Consider the following 14,641-nt stretch of genomic DNA (forward strand, 5'->3'; position numbering starts at 1 on the left):
TGAGTTATTGAGTGGTTACGATCGACCCGACTTGTGGTGCTCGATACTTTCTTAAGGCTTACTTAACCGTCAACTGGTGACGGTACGTTATTACTGGTGATTGTGGGGGGAATCTGTTGCTAAACTGTTACGATTTTCGGCCTGGACGTTCATAAAGATGCCCGAAAAGATCACGACCGCCCCCAGTAACGTCCAGTGGTCCAGCGGCTCGTGGTACAGAATCATGCCGACCACCGCGATGGTCGGTAGGCGGGCAAAATCGAATGGAACGACTATGGTTGCCGGGGCAATGGCCAGCGCGTTGGTGATACAGTAATGCGCCAACAGACCCGCCAGCCCCACCAGTATAAGAAATGGTGCCGTAGCGAGCGTGGGCAGGGCTATCTGCCCGTCGATGCCCGCTGCGATCAGACCCAGAACTGCCTGCATGACGGTTAGCCAGAACATGATGCAGCCGATACTGGCAAACCGCGTCAGGGTCTTGGTGGATATGGTTGTCAGGGCAAAGAAAACCGCCGACAGGGCGGCCGCCAGAACACCCGCGCTCAAAGGGACGGCTCCGGGGCGGGCGACGATCAGGATGCCAGCAAAGCCGATCATGGCTGAAAGCACACGAACCGGCGTCAGCCGTTCTTTCAACAGCAGCGGCGACAACAGGATGACCCAGATGGGCTGAGTGAACTCCAACGCAAAAACCTGCGCCAAAGGGATGACAGTGACCGCATAGAACCACAGGTTTTGACCTGTGAAGTGCATTAAGTTGCGGACGCCGTGCAGACCCAGCCTGTGTGTCGAGACCTGATGCCATTTGCCGGTTACCGACAGAACCAGCGCGACGACGCAGATGCCGACAAGGCTGCGGTAGAACATGATCTCAAAAGTATCATGCGTGACGCTCAGCTCTCGTCCTGCAATGGCCATGGACGAGAACGAGGCAATTGCCCCGGTCATCCAAAGCGCGGCCTTGCCGATCTGCGGTTTGCTGCTGTCCATTCACCTGCCTGCGGGATTCGTGGGTTTCTGCCTGAACCTAAACAAAAAAGCCGGGACAGTGCCCGGCTTTTTTAGTTATTCCCACTCGATCGTTCCCGGAGGTTTCGAGGTGATGTCATAGGTGCATCGGTTAATGCCCTTGACCTCATTGATGATCCGCGTGGCGGTTTCGCCCAGGAATTCGTGAGTGAACGGGTAGTAATCGGCAGTCATGCCATCGACCGAAGTGACCGCCCGCATGGCGCAGGCATAGTCATAAGTCCGTCCGTCGCCCATCACGCCCACGGTGCGGACGGGCAGGATGGCAACAAAGGCCTGCCAGATCTCGTCGTACAGCCCGTGCTTGCGAATCTGGTCGATATAGACCGCGTCGGCCTCGCGCAGGATTTCCAGTTTCTCGCGGGTGATCTCACCGGGGCAGCGGATCGCTAAGCCCGGTCCGGGGAAGGGGTGGCGGCCGATGAAGCTTTGCGGCAGGCCGAGTTCGCGGCCCAGCGCGCGGACCTCGTCCTTGAACAGTTCGCGCAGGGGCTCGACCAGCTTCAGGCCCATCTTTTCCGGCAGGCCGCCGACGTTGTGGTGCGATTTGATGGTGACCGACGGACCGCCCGAGAACGAGACCGATTCGATCACGTCAGGGTACAGCGTGCCCTGCGCCAGGAACTCGGCACCTTCGATGGTATCGGCATGTTTCTGGAACACGTCGATGAACAGCTTGCCGATGATCTTGCGCTTGGTTTCGGGGTCGGACTGGCCGTCCAGTTCGCCCAGGAACAGCTCGCTTTCATCCGCATGGATCAGCTGAATGTTGTAGTTGTCGCGGAACATGCCAACGACTTCTTCGGCTTCGTTCTTGCGCAGCAACCCGTGGTCAACAAACACACAGGTCAACTGGTCGCCAATCGCCTCGTGGATCAGAATCGCCGCGACCGAGCTGTCGACGCCGCCGGACAGGCCGCAGATGACTTTCTTGTCGCCGACCTGTTCGCGGATCTTGCGGATCATTTCATCGCGATAGGCGCCCATGGTCCAGTCGCCATCGAACCCGGCCAGTTTGACGAAGTTCTCATACAGCTTCGCGCCCTTGGGGGTGTGGTGCACCTCGGGGTGGAACTGCACGGCATAGAAGTGGCGGTTGGTGTCGGCGGTGATCGCAAAGGGCGCGTTGGGCGAAGTTCCGAAGACCTCAAACCCCGGGGCGATTTCGCTGACGTGGTCGCCGTGGCTCATCCAGACTTGTTCATCGCCTTCGGCGAACCAGCCGTTCAGAATGTCCAACTGACCTTTCGGAGTGACAAAGGCACGCCCGAACTCGGCGGTGCCGTGGCCGCTTTCGACCTTACCGCCCAGCTGGTGCATCATCACCTGCTGGCCATAGCAGATGCCAAGGATCGGCACGCCATAGTCAAAAATCTCTTGCGGAGCGCGGGGTGAACCTTCGCGCGTCACGCTGTCCGGCCCGCCCGAGAAGATCACGGCCTTGGGCGCCATTTCGCGCACAAAGTCCATCGTGACATTCTGGTAGGGGTGGATTTCACAATAGACATTCAACTCGCGCAGGCGGCGTGCGATCAGCTGCGTCACCTGGCTGCCGAAGTCGATGATCAGAAGGCGGTCATGGGATGTCTGGCTCATGACTGGCTCTTAGGTCGCGTGGCGGCTATGTGCAAGCGTAATGAAGGCGTTTTCGGCCAGATACGAGAGGGAGATCGGATCAATGACCACCATTCGGTTCATGAAAGCGACACAGGAAGACGCCGAGGCGATCACCGAATGTATCGCAGCCGCCTATTCCAAAGCCCGCGAAACCATTGCTGATCTACCGGATGTGACGGCGGGTATAGAGCAGGATATCTCGGATCATCGGGTGGTTTTGGCTATTGCGGAAACCGGGCTGGCAGGGGTGATCATCTTTGACCGGCAAGGTGCCGAGATGAAGGTCTTCAATCTGGCCGTTTCGCCAAACGCGCAAGGGCAGGGGGTTGCCGGAAAACTGCTGGCACAGGCCGAGGTCGAAGCGCGTGAGGCCGGGTGCACGCGTATGGTTTTGCGTACCCACCGCCTTATGACAGATACACGCGCGATCTATGCGCATCTGGGGTGGTTTGAAACGGAAACCAACGGCAATTCGGTCGCACTGGAAAAAGCACTCTGAACCTGCCTCTAACCCATTGATTCCGATTGTTTACTACCACGGTGAGAGGCGCGGTTGACATCCGCCCGATAGCTCCAGATCGCGATCACGGACCAGCAAAGTATGTAGAATACGCCCGTGATTATGAGGACCTCTCCGGGAATGGGGCCGACATCGGCCCGGTCGATGGCCTGAGGGAAACTCTGGACCGGGGTCGGATGGACCGAGATCTTCACGCAGAAGGCCAGGCTCTGGATCAGCAGAATCCACAGGTAATTCCTGCGGATTCGGCGACCGATCGCGATCATGAGGCTCACGTGGTAGCGCGGATGCAGGTAGTCCTGCGCCAGAACCTTTTGCCAGTTCTCCTCCATGTGTAGGTCGCCATCATAAAGCAGCGGGGCGTAGAAATGTGTCTCGAGCCATCTGGCTCGGGCGCGCCATACGTTGAAATACCTGTATCGCCGTGCCTCGAGCATTAAAAACAGAATGATCAGAACACCCACAAGTACCAGCGGCAGCGGTGAAGCCTCGGGCGAAGAAAAGGAAATCGACAGCGCAACACCCAGCGTAACAACCGCCCAGTTGGTTGTTGTATCCAGCCGCGTGCGCCAGATGGTGCTTCGGTAAACCTCGCCCCGATACAGGTGCGCCACGGCCCCAATTTCGGCCGCATCAAGTGACTTACGCACTACTTCAGTGGAAGGTGGTTTTTGCGATTCCGGATTCATGCTCTTATCATGAGCGTCACGGAATAAGGGTCAAAAAGAAAATCGAATTGACGAACATGTCGCTTTTACCCCGATTGCGCCGTTATCCACGTTCGGTGTGATTTTCGGTTCCGGTAACACAATTTGCAACGTGAACAGACTAACGGGATTATCTCATGTCAGAGGCAAACACCCGACGCAGAGCCAGAGGCGGTGGCGGAGCCGCCCGCCGGGCCGAGCGCACCGCGGTTCGTATCGAAACGGCGAAGTACATCGAACGGAATATTCCGAATTTCGAGGTTCTCAACGAAGAAGCGTTGGAGATTATCGAAGCCAACGCGGAAACCATTCTGGCCGAGGTTGGTGTCAACTTCGTTGACAACCCAGGTGCATTGCAGCGCTGGAAAGACGCTGGCGCCGACGTTGACGGTGAGCGCGTCCGCATCCCGCGCGGTCTGGCGCGTGAGCTGATCAAGACGGCCCCCAGCCAGTTTACCCAGCACGCCCGCAACCCCGAGAAATCGGTTGTCATCGGTGGCCGCAATCTGGTTCTGGCCCCGGTCTACGGTCCTCCGTTCGTGCGCGACATCCATGGCGGTCGTCGTTATGCGACCATGGACGATTTCAACAAGTTCGTGAAACTGGCCTATATGTCCAAGTGGCTACACCACTCGGGCGGGACCGTGTGCGAGCCGACCGACGTTCCGGTGAACAAGCGTCACCTGGACATGCTGATGGCGCACATGACGCTGTCGGACAAGCCCTTCATGGGCTCGGTCACCGACCCCAGCCGCGCGCAGGATTCGGTTGAGATGTGTGAAATCCTGTTCGGCAAAGAGTTCGTGCAGGAAAACACGGTCATGACTTCGCTGACCAACATCAACTCGCCGATGACCTTCGACGACGTGATGATGGGCTCACTTGAGGTTTATGCGAAGAATAATCAGGCCTGCATCATCTCGCCCTTTATTGTGGGCGGTGCGATGGCGCCGGTTTCGGTTGCCGGTACGCTGACGCAGGTTCTGGCCGAAGTTCTGGCCGGTGTTGCGTACAGCCAGATCGTGCGCCCCGGCGCACCTGCGATCTTTGGTGCGTTCGTGTCGTCGATCGACATGAACTCTGGTGCGCCGACCTTCGGTACGCCCGAGGCGTCGTTGGTCACCTATGGCGCAGGTCAACTGGCGCGGCGTCTGAACCTGCCGTTCCGCTCGGCCGGGTCGTTTTGTGGTTCCAAACTGCCCGACGCGCAGGCGGCTTATGAAACAGCTAACTCGCTGAACATGGGTCTGATGGCCGGTGTGAACTTCATGCTGCATTCGTGCGGCTGGCTGGAAGGCGGTCTGGTTGCCGACTTTGAAAAGTTTGTGATGGATGCCGACCAGCTTGGCGTTCTGCACGGTCTGGCCAAAGGCGTTGCGTATGACGAGAACGCTCAGGCGATGGAAGCGATCCGTGAAGTTGGCCCCGGCGGCCACTATCTGGGTTGCGCCCATACTCAGGCGAACTTCAAAGAGGCGTTCTGGAAGTCCGAGGTTCTGGACTACAAACCCTTCGAGACCTGGGAAGACGAAGGCGAGCGTGACACACGCACACTGGGCGCTGCGCGGGTCGAGCATCTGCTGGCCAACTACCAGCAGCCGCAACTCGACCCGGAAATCAACGCCGCGCTGAATGAATACGTGGCGGAAAAGAAAGCATCCATGCCGGACGCCTTCACCTGATCACTGATATTGCGAGGCGCGGCTGGCCTGGTACAGCTGCGCCTCGCCCAACAATGCGATCAGCAGGTCCAGATGACGCACCAGCGAATAGGCTGCGTCTTCCTCCATACGCTGCGCGTTAACCTCTCGTTCCATTTCCATCAGCCGAACCAGTGCCGCGCCGGTTCCGGGCAGCGCGCCGTATCCCAGAATACGTTGCAGATGCCGTTCCCGATCATAGTCCTGTGCCCCGAATTTCGCGGCCCGAGCCAACAGGCGGGGGCGGCGAAGGGTGGTAATCATGGTCATCAGGTCCTGCATTTCAGAGGTTCCTTGTTCGAGTGGAAGTTGCCTCTTTTGTCACACAACCTAAACGGGTGTTGCCTTGATCGGGTTCGCGCCGAACTCTGACTTCATGAGTGTTTATGTTTTTGAATCAAATCTGGTTCATGTCCTCGCGGGTTAACGAACGAGTAACGAAAGCAACTCTAGTTAGAATTGGTTAACAAACTCATCGGGGGCGATTGAGCACAGATTGTTGTTTCGACAAGGGCAAGGAACTATGGAAAATAACATGGCTTTCACCATTCCGGCTTGGGTACCTGAAGGGGCACAGAGATATCTTGCCCACACAGAGACCGGCCAGTCGATCCGCGATATCGCGCGATCCGCGGGGTGCCATGCTTCGACCATTCTCAGACAAATCAGACGGATCGAAATGCGTCGGGACGATCCTTTGGTGGACGCCGCGCTGCAATCACTGGCCGAGACGCATTTCGCTGATCCGGATACGGGTGCAGGCGACACGTTTACTATTGCGCAGGAGGAAACCGCAGCAGCCAAAGACGAGGAGTTCAACCGTGAAGCCCTGCGGATTCTGCGGCGGTTGTGCGAAACTGGATAGGTTCTGGCGGTGGCCGAAGAAATGGACAAGGCCGTAGTGGTTCGCGATACCGGTGATACCGGGGCCACCAAAACGGCCGTGGTGGAGTGCAGGATAGCGCAGGCGCTGGCCCTGAAAGACTGGATTTCCTGCGACAATCCCGGCCGGATTTCGCGCTACCGCATTTCGTCGGCGGGCCGGTCTGCGCTGAGCCGTCTGATTGCCGAGGCCGAGAACAAGGCACGCGAGCGCAGCGAGTTTGGTATGGCAGAGGCGCAGGCGCCGTTTCAGGCACAAATGGCGCCAGGGCAGGGCGCGGCGGCAAAACCCGACCGGCCAAGGCGCATTCGTTACAGCGCGTCGGAAAGTCCTTTGATTGCTTTAGCCCGTCGACGGGATCGGGATGGCAAACCGTTTCTGGATGAATCGCTGGTGGCTGCGGGTGAACGTTTGCGTGAGGATTTTGAGTTGGCGCAAATCGGCCCTCAGGTTGCGCAGAACTGGGACCACTTTCTGACCGCCGGAGGGCGCGGCAGTTTAAAAAGTGAGGCCCATGGCGGGCGGGGCTCGTCCGATGCAAGGGATCGCGTGGAGCACGCCTTGTCGGATCTCGGGCCGGGGCTAAGCGACGTGGCGCTGCGCTGCTGCTGCTATCTTGAGGGGTTGGAACTGGCAGAAAAACGCATGGGCTGGTCGGCGCGGTCGGGCAAGATCGTGCTGCGGATCGCGCTGCAACGCCTTAAACGGCACTACGAATGCCAGTCAGAGCGCAATCGTATGATCGGGTGATATGTTTTGGTTGCGTTTGTACAATCAAGTGATAGTCACAAGTTATGAATTTTACCCTCAGACAGTTGCAGTATTTCAGCGCCGTTGCCGAACAGCGAAATTTCGGTCGGGCGGCGCAGACCTGTCATGTGTCGCAGCCCGCCTTGTCGGTGCAGATCAAAGCTCTGGAAGAAAGCTTGGGCGGTCCGCTTTTCGAACGTCAGGCCCGGGACATCCTGCTGACGCCGCTGGGCCGTGACGTGTTGGATCATGCGCGTCAGGTTCTGGGGGCCGCCGACAGGTTGGATCAATTCGCAAGGGATCGATCAGGCGGGCACAGATCGCTGGCGATTGGAATCATTCCGACAATCGCGCCGTATTTGCTACCCGGCGTTCTGGCCGGATTGCGTGCCTCGGACGTGTCGCTGCGCGTTCAGGTGCGCGAAGCCAGAACCGAAAGGCTGCTGACCATGCTGCGCGCCGGAGAAATCGACGCCGGTGTCGTGGCCCTGCCGGTTGGCGGAAATGAGCTGTTCGAACTGCCCCTGTTTCAGGATCGGTTCCTACTGGCCGGTAGCACGGCGCGCCTGCAGGGCATGGCAACAAACCCCGAGGCCCTGCGGCCACTGGACCTGAAAACCGCGCAGTTGATGTTGCTGGATGATGGCCATTGCCTGACGGATCAGGCGCTTGAGGTCTGCGGGCAGGACCGCAGTAGCGGGCTGATCAACATGGGCGCGTCTTCACTGGCCACTCTGTCGCGCTTGGTGGCCGAAGGGTTTGGTCTGACCCTGATGCCCGAGCTTGCGGCGCAGTCGGAATCGGAGGCCGTGCCCGGTTTGAAGCTGGTGCGTTTCAGCGCGCCTCAACCTGCGCGAACGGTTGGCCTGGTGCGGCGCCTCTCAACCGGTAACGAGGACTGGTTCGATGGTCTGGCCGAGGTCATCCAGCGGGTCGGCGAAAGTATCGTGACGGCCACGCGCACTTGAAAACGAAAAGACCCGCCAATGGCGGGCCTTTTGTTTGGGACCGTAGAAAAGCTTAGGCCAGAGCCGGCTCTTTGGCTTCGTCCAGGTGCTTTTTCAGGTTTTCCGGCGAGGACACGCCATAGGGATCTTCGGGGCAGTTGTCCATCAGACCGGGCTCTTCGAACCATGCCTCGACCACGCCGTCGTTGACGATGGCGGCATAGCGCCACGAGCGCATACCGAAGCCCAGATTGTCCTTGTCGACCAGCATACCCATCTTGCGGGTAAACTCGCCCGAGCCATCCGGGATGACCTTGACATTTTCCAGGCCCTGATCCTGCGCCCATTTGTTCATGACAAAGCTGTCATTCACCGACATGCAGTAAATCTCGTCGACGCCTTTTTCCTTGAACTCGGCATAGCCGTTTTCAAAGCCGGGCAGCTGGTAGGTCGAGCAGGTGGGAGTGAACGCGCCGGGCAGCGAGAACAGGATCACCCGTTTGCCGGCAAAGTAATCTGCGGTGGTCTTGTCTTCCCAACGGAACGGGTTGGGGCCTTCGACGGCCTCGTCACGGACGCGGGTGTGAAAGGTTACGTCAGGCAGTTTGGTACCGGATTTCATGCTCAGTTTCCTGTGATTCATCTGTGAACTGCCGAAGATTTAAAACAGTTCTAAATTGGCTTCAATGTGATTGTTGCGGCAATCGCAAAATCTCGCGGAGACCGCAAAGCGCGCTGTTTTCAATAGAACTTTGTCGGAATTTGTCTGGTGTTTTTCTGCCATTGCATAGTGCGCTGTTATGGCAGCTATGCACGGGTGGCGTAGCTAACCGCTGCAGTTTATATTATGTCGAAGCAAAGTGACCAAAAGTCAGGAAAGCCGACCGTGCGTGATCTGAAGATCCCCGAACAACGTCATCCCGAAAAGGCGCACCGCCAGGACAATGCGCAGCCGAAGAAACCGAAATGGATTCGGGTGAAGGCCCCGGGTGGAAAAGGGTATGCCGATACCCACAAAATCATGCGCGAGAACAACCTCGTGACCGTCTGCGAAGAAGCCGGATGCCCGAATGTGGGCGAGTGTTGGGGCCAGGGTCACGCCACCATGATGATCATGGGTGAGATCTGTACCCGTGGCTGCACCTTCTGCAACATCGCTACCGGTCGCCCCGACGATCTGGATGCGTTTGAACCCGGGCGGGTTGCGCACGCGGTGCAAAAGCTGGGGCTGAACCACGTGGTCATCACTTCGGTGGACCGGGACGATCTGGAAGATGGCGGGGCAGAGCACTTCGCACAGACAATTCGCGCGGTGCGTCACCGCTCGCCCAAGACAACGATCGAAATTCTGACGCCGGACTTCCTGAAATGTGACCCGTCGGTTCTGGGAGTTGTGGTCGAGGCGAAACCCGACGTGTTCAACCACAACCTCGAAACCGTTCCGGGCCTCTATCCCGAAGTGCGCCCCGGTGCGCGCTATTTCCATTCGCTGCGTCTGTTGCAGCGGGTCAAGGAGATGGACCCGTCGATCTTTACCAAATCGGGCATCATGGTCGGCTTGGGAGAGGACGAGCAAGGGGTCCGGCAAGTCATGGACGACATGCGCGCCGCCGATATCGATTTCCTGACCATCGGTCAGTATCTGCAGCCGACACCGAAGCACCATGGCGTTGATCGTTTTGTCACGCCCGAGGAGTTCGCATCTTACGAGAAAGCGGCTTTCGGCAAGGGTTTCCTGATGGTTTCGGCGACGCCTCTGACCCGGTCGTCCTACCACGCGGGGGATGACTTTGCCCGCCTGCGCGATGCGCGCCAGAAAAAGCTGGAGCAAGGGTGACGCCCGACACACTCGCGCGGCTATCCCGTCTGCGCCATGAATTGCATCAATACCCCGAGATTTCCGGGCAGGAGGAACAAACCGCTGCCCGGATTGCGGACGAGTTGCGCGCACGGGATGCCGATCAGGTGCTAACGGGTATCGGCGGGCATGGTGTGGCGGGCGTTTACGACAGCGGTCAAACCGGGCCAACCGTTGCCATTCGGTGCGAGTTGGACGGGTTGCCGATTCAGGAAATCTCTGACGCGGCTTATGCCTCGCGCGTTCAAGGCAGAGGGCATCTGTGTGGTCATGATGGCCATATGACGATGGTTCTGGGCGTGGCCGAGCAACTGGCCCACGCCCACCCGACAACGGGCCGCGTGGTGCTGATCTTCCAACCGGCCGAGGAGACCGGGCAGGGGGCCATCGCCTTTCGGGCCGACCCAAAGTTTGCCGAAATCGCGCCTGATTATGTGTTTTCCCTGCACAACCTGCCGGGTTTGGCGCTGGGGGACGTGCTGCTGTGCGAAGGACCTGCGAATTGTGCCTCGCGCGGGATGAAAATTGTTCTGACCGGTAAGACCTCGCACGCGGCTGCGCCTCAGGATGGGATAACTCCAGCTGGGGCGCTGGCGTCCCTGATGCCGCAACTGGCTGGGTTGGGACAGGGCGGTCCTTTGGACGCCGACTTTGCCCTGACCACGGTGACACATGCCAACCTGGGCGAGCCGACCTTTGGTGTCGCGCCTGGTCGGGCTGAGCTATGGGTGACCTTGCGCACGGTCGCTGACGCCCGGATGCAAGGCTTGATGAATGAGGCTGGGGCGCTGGTGGCGCAGATCGCCTCGGACCAGGGGCTGGGGTATGAGATCAGCTATGAGGACGTGTTCGAGGCCTGCGTGAACGCGCCGGAGGCTGTTGATATTCTCAGCCGGTCTTGCTCCGAAATGGGTGTGCCCTGCGAGCTGACACCCAGCCCGCAAAAATTTTCGGAAGATTTCGGGCAGTTCGGCAAAAGCGCCAAATCTGCGATGTTCTGGCTTGGCTCGGGCGTGGATCACCCGCAACTGCACAACCCGGATTACGATTTCCCGGATGCCCTGATCCCGGCTGGAACCGGGATTTTCACGGCCGCGATTCAGCAGGTGTTGGGGCCGCTTACTCCTCGGTAAAGCGCACTTTGCCGATGAAGGGCAGGTTTCGATTGCGCTGCGCGTAGTCGATTCCGTAGCCCACGACAAATTCATCTGGGATTTCGAAGCCGATCCAGTCAGAGCGGAAGTCGACCTCGCGCCGGCTGGGTTTGTCCAGAAGTGCAATGGATTTCAAGCGGGCGGGTTTTCGGCTCCGCAACAGTTTTGTCACGTGGTTCAGCGTGTGACCGGTATCGACAATATCCTCGACGACCAGAACATCGCGTCCTTCAATTGCGCCACGCAAGTCTTTGAGAATGCGAACTTCTCGGCTGCTTTCCATCGAGTCGCCGTAGGAAGACGCCTCAAGGAAATCCACTTCGATCGGCAGGTCCAACTCGCGAACAAGGTCGGCGATGAAAACGAAACTGCCGCGCAGCAGGCCAACAACAACCAGCTTGTCGGTATTGCCGAACTCGGCGGTGATCTCGCGGCACAGTTCCTCGATCCGGGCAGCAATGGCCTTGGCCGAAATCATCTCATCTATCACATATGCACGGTCGCTCATCGCTGCCCCCTTGATCTTTGGCGCGCAACATACGAAATCACGCGCCATTGTCACCTGTTAATACCGGACGCCATGCCTACTCATTCGGAAACCCGCCACTTGCCGTATACGGCGCAGCAGATGTACGACCTGATCGCGGATGTGGCGAAATACCCCGAGTTTCTGCCCTGGTGTGCCGCCGCCCGTATCCGACGGACCTATGCCGCCGGTGAGGCGCAGGTGATGGAAGCGGATCTGGTCATCTCGTTCAAGGTGTTCCGTGAAAGGTTCGGCAGCCGGGTGACGCTGTTCCCCGACCAGATGAAGATCGACACCGAATACCTGGACGGCCCTTTCAAATACATGAAGTCCGACTGGCAGTTCGCGGACGCACCCGATGGCGGGTGCAATGTGTCTTTCCATGTGGATTTCGAATTCAAGAACGCCATCCTGCAAGGCATCATCGGCGTCGTGTTCAACGAAGCCATGCACCGGATCGTTCAGGCCTTCGAAGCTCGTGCGGCGGATTTGTACAGCTAGGTCTTTACCCCTAACCGGCGCACGCTAGACTGCGCCCATGAGCGATTTTTCCACTTCTCTGGCTGCGTTCGCGGCAGGCCCTGTCGAAACGACTTTGCAGACACGGGTCGTTACCTCTCTCTCTGTTTTGGATTGGATCGCCGTGGGGCGCGCCGGGGTTGATGAGCCAGTCTCAAAAGCCGTGCGTGATCTGGTGCTGGGCGAAGAGGGCGCGGCGCAAGCGCATCTGTTTGGCGGCGGTGCGGCCCCAATGCGCGGGGCGGCCTTGGTCAACGGCACCGTGTCGCACGCGCTGGATTACGACGACACCCATTTCGCCCATATCGGGCACCCTTCTGTTGCAGTTTTACCCGCCGCTTTGGGGCTGACCGAATGGGATGATCGCATTCTCGTCGATTTCCTCGAGGCCGCGCTGGTGGGGATGGAAGTTTCGATCCGCATGGGCTTGTGGCTGGGCCGCGACCACTATCAGGCGGGATTTCATCAGACGGCGACGGCAGGAGCGTTTGGAGCCGCCGTTGCAGCGGGCCGCGTTCTAGGTTTTGACGTCACGCAGATGCGCAAGGTGCTAGGCCTGACGGCGACCCGCTCCGCAGGCCTCAAGGCGCAATTCGGGACGATGGGCAAGCCGTATAACGCGGGTCTTGCGGCCTCGGCCGGGCTCGAGGCTGCTTTGCTGGTCGCCAGGGGGTTCGAGCCCAACATGGATGCTTTGGAAGGACAGTACGGCTTTGGTGCGACCCACAAGGGCGAGGGGGATGCACCAACCGCTTTGGCCGGGCTGGGTGAGGAATGGTTGTTCGAAGCCGTCAGTCACAAGTTCCATGCCTGCTGCCACGGCCTGCACGCCGCACTTGAGGCCGCGCGCGATCTGGACATCGCTGAACCCGAAGTGGCTGAAATCAAGGTCAAGACACATCCACGCTGGATGAGTGTGTGCAACCAGATGTCTCCGACCACGGGTCTGGGGGCCAAGTTTTCGTACCGGACGGTGATCGCCATGCAGGCGCTTGGCTATGACACGGCGCTGCCCGCCAGCTATACGGACAAGGTCTGCGCGGACCCGCGCCTGATGTCCCTGCGGGATCGTGTGTCGGTCGAAGCGGATGAAACGCTGTCAGAAACGCAGGCGCATCTGATCCTGTTGCGCCGCGACGGTGCACGGCTTGAGGCAACCCATGATCTGTTGGCGCCGATGAGCTTGGCAGACCGCGAAGACCGTGTGCGCGGCAAGGCCGCCAAGCTTATCGGAAGCGAAGAGGCGGACGCGATCTGGTCGATGCTGCGCACCGGTGGCCGCGCCCGCGATCTGGCAAAAAGACTGGCGGGTTAGACCACGCGCCAGTGCAGCGGGAAGCCCGGGTCAAACACAGTCACGGGGCCGTCACCGGATTCGATTTTGTCGGGGTAGTCGACGGGCTCACCTTTGGTCAAGGTGATGGTGTCCTCGTTCACCGGCAGGCGGTAGAAGGCAGGCCCGTTCAGCGAAACAAACCCTTCCAACTTGTCCAGAGCACCTTCGCGTTCGAACATCTCGGCCACCAGTGACATGGTGTTTGTCGCCGTGAAGCACCCGGCGCAGCCACAGGCCATTTCCTTGTTCGCATCTGTATGCGGCGCGCTGTCGGTGCCCAGGAAAAACCGCGCATCGCCCGAGGTCGCAGCGGCCAGCAACGCCAGCCGGTGCTCTTCCCGCTTGGCGACGGGCAAGCAATAGTAATGCGGTTTGATGCCACCCACCAGAATGTGGTTGCGGTTGATGATCAGATGGTGCGCGGTGATGGTCGCGCCCAGATCAGTATCGTTGGCTTTCACATAGTCCACGCCGTTCGAGGTGGTGATATGTTCCATCACCACGCGCAGTCCCGGGGTGGCCTTGCGGATCGGGTCCAGAATACGGTCGATGAACACGGCCTCACGGTCGAAGATGTCGATCTCTGCGTCGGTAACTTCGCCGTGGACGCACATGGGCAGACCGATCTCGGCCATCTTCTCAAGCACCGGACGCACCTTGTCGAAATCTCGCACGCCCGAGGCCGAGTTGGTCGTGGCCCCGGCTGGGTACAGCTTGACCGCCTTGACCAGCCCGCTGGCATGGGCTGCGGCCACATCGTCAGCATCGGTATCCTCGGTCAGGTACAAGGTCATCAGCGGCTCGAATGTCATACCCTCGGGCAACGCGGCCATGATGCGATCGCGATAGGCCGCGGCCTGATCGCCGCGTACCACGGGCGGCACAAGGTTGGGCATGATGATCGCGCGGGCAAAATGGCGCGCGGTTTCGGGCAGGACGGCCTGCAACATCGCGCCATCGCGCAGGTGCAGGTGCCAGTCGTCGGGTCGGCGGATCGTGATGCTATCGGTCATGGCGCTTCCGCTATCATACAGGCCGCGCGCGGGAAAGGCCTTGTCAACGCACCCGATCGCCGTAAGTCCCGGAAAGACC

The 14,641-nt window shown here is 59.3% G+C and carries 14 protein-coding genes and 1 pseudogene; 8 read left to right on the top strand and 7 right to left on the bottom strand.

Going from position 1 to position 14,641, the window contains the following annotated elements; genetic code table 11:
• Positions 1-90 precede the first annotated feature (90 nt).
• Positions 91-993, bottom strand: a complete 903-nt coding sequence (locus tag GOX88_RS01705) for a DMT family transporter (protein ID WP_170398344.1) — start codon at positions 991-993, stop codon at positions 91-93.
• Between the two features lie 75 nt (positions 994-1,068).
• Complete coding sequence (gene guaA / locus GOX88_RS01710) at positions 1,069-2,628, bottom strand: glutamine-hydrolyzing GMP synthase (protein ID WP_170398346.1); 1,560 nt, start codon at positions 2,626-2,628, stop codon at positions 1,069-1,071.
• 82 nt (positions 2,629-2,710) lie between these two features.
• Here guaA and GOX88_RS01715 point away from each other — a divergent pair, with 82 nt between their 5' ends.
• On the top strand, positions 2,711-3,148 hold the full coding sequence (locus tag GOX88_RS01715) for a GNAT family N-acetyltransferase (protein WP_170398348.1): 438 nt from the start codon (positions 2,711-2,713) through the stop codon (positions 3,146-3,148).
• A gap of 8 nt (positions 3,149-3,156) precedes the next feature.
• Here the strand turns inward: GOX88_RS01715 and GOX88_RS01720 are convergent, their stop codons facing one another.
• Positions 3,157-3,858, bottom strand: a complete 702-nt coding sequence (locus tag GOX88_RS01720; RefSeq protein ID WP_170398350.1) for a DUF2270 domain-containing protein — start codon at positions 3,856-3,858, stop codon at positions 3,157-3,159.
• A gap of 155 nt (positions 3,859-4,013) precedes the next feature.
• Between GOX88_RS01720 and GOX88_RS01725 the strand changes: the two genes are divergently transcribed.
• Complete coding sequence (locus tag GOX88_RS01725) at positions 4,014-5,558, top strand: trimethylamine methyltransferase family protein (protein ID WP_170398352.1); 1,545 nt, start codon at positions 4,014-4,016, stop codon at positions 5,556-5,558.
• Here the strand turns inward: GOX88_RS01725 and GOX88_RS01730 are convergent, their stop codons facing one another.
• Positions 5,559-5,858 carry a DUF6477 family protein gene (locus GOX88_RS01730; RefSeq protein ID WP_170398354.1) on the bottom strand — a complete coding sequence of 100 codons (300 nt, stop codon included), beginning with the start codon at positions 5,856-5,858 and terminating at the stop codon, positions 5,559-5,561. It abuts the gene before it with no gap.
• 241 nt (positions 5,859-6,099) lie between these two features.
• On the opposite strand from GOX88_RS01730, the pseudogene GOX88_RS01735 reads away from it, so the two are divergent.
• Both GOX88_RS01735 and GOX88_RS01740 read left to right on the top strand, forming a co-directional pair.
• Positions 6,100-7,209 (top strand): annotated as a pseudogene (locus GOX88_RS01735) (DUF6456 domain-containing protein).
• 44 nt (positions 7,210-7,253) lie between these two features.
• Entirely contained in the window at positions 7,254-8,177 is a 924-nt protein-coding gene (locus tag GOX88_RS01740; RefSeq protein ID WP_170398357.1) for a hydrogen peroxide-inducible genes activator, read from the top strand.
• Positions 8,178-8,229: 52 nt separating this feature from the next.
• On the opposite strand, the gene GOX88_RS01745 is transcribed toward GOX88_RS01740, so the two are convergent.
• Positions 8,230-8,778 carry a peroxiredoxin gene (locus GOX88_RS01745; RefSeq protein ID WP_170324745.1) on the bottom strand — a complete coding sequence of 183 codons (549 nt, stop codon included), beginning with the start codon at positions 8,776-8,778 and terminating at the stop codon, positions 8,230-8,232.
• A gap of 264 nt (positions 8,779-9,042) precedes the next feature.
• On the opposite strand from GOX88_RS01745, the gene lipA reads away from it, so the two are divergent.
• Together lipA and GOX88_RS01755 are read left to right on the top strand one after the other, a co-directional pair.
• A complete protein-coding gene (gene lipA, locus GOX88_RS01750; RefSeq protein ID WP_170398360.1) occupies positions 9,043-9,993 on the top strand; it encodes a lipoyl synthase in 951 nt (316 codons plus the stop codon).
• Positions 9,990-11,147, top strand: a complete 1,158-nt coding sequence (locus GOX88_RS01755) for an amidohydrolase (RefSeq protein WP_170398363.1) — start codon at positions 9,990-9,992, stop codon at positions 11,145-11,147. The genes lipA and GOX88_RS01755 overlap by 4 nt, the downstream gene beginning before the upstream one ends.
• Here the strand turns inward: GOX88_RS01755 and hpt are convergent.
• The gene (gene hpt / locus GOX88_RS01760; protein WP_170398367.1) at positions 11,134-11,676 is read right to left on the bottom strand and encodes a hypoxanthine phosphoribosyltransferase; all 543 of its coding nucleotides are present in this window, start codon (positions 11,674-11,676) and stop codon (positions 11,134-11,136) included. The two genes, GOX88_RS01755 and hpt, sit on opposite strands and share 14 nt — an antisense overlap.
• Positions 11,677-11,748: 72 nt before the next feature.
• On the opposite strand from hpt, the gene GOX88_RS01765 reads away from it, so the two are divergent.
• Together GOX88_RS01765 and GOX88_RS01770 are read left to right on the top strand one after the other, a co-directional pair.
• Positions 11,749-12,195 carry a type II toxin-antitoxin system RatA family toxin gene (locus tag GOX88_RS01765; protein WP_170398369.1) on the top strand — a complete coding sequence of 149 codons (447 nt, stop codon included), beginning with the start codon at positions 11,749-11,751 and terminating at the stop codon, positions 12,193-12,195.
• 37 nt (positions 12,196-12,232) lie between these two features.
• Positions 12,233-13,528: an MmgE/PrpD family protein gene (locus GOX88_RS01770; protein WP_170398372.1), complete on the top strand. Its 1,296-nt coding sequence runs from the start codon at positions 12,233-12,235 to the stop codon at positions 13,526-13,528.
• On the opposite strand, the gene pyrC is transcribed toward GOX88_RS01770, so the two are convergent.
• Positions 13,525-14,562, bottom strand: a complete 1,038-nt coding sequence (gene pyrC / locus GOX88_RS01775) for a dihydroorotase (protein ID WP_170398375.1) — start codon at positions 14,560-14,562, stop codon at positions 13,525-13,527. The genes GOX88_RS01770 and pyrC overlap by 4 nt on opposite strands.
• Between the last annotated feature and the right edge of the window lie 79 nt (positions 14,563-14,641).

It is taken from the genome of Ruegeria arenilitoris (genome assembly GCF_013030985.1).
In the GTDB taxonomy this organism is placed as follows: Bacteria; Pseudomonadota; Alphaproteobacteria; order Rhodobacterales; family Rhodobacteraceae; genus Ruegeria; species Ruegeria arenilitoris_B.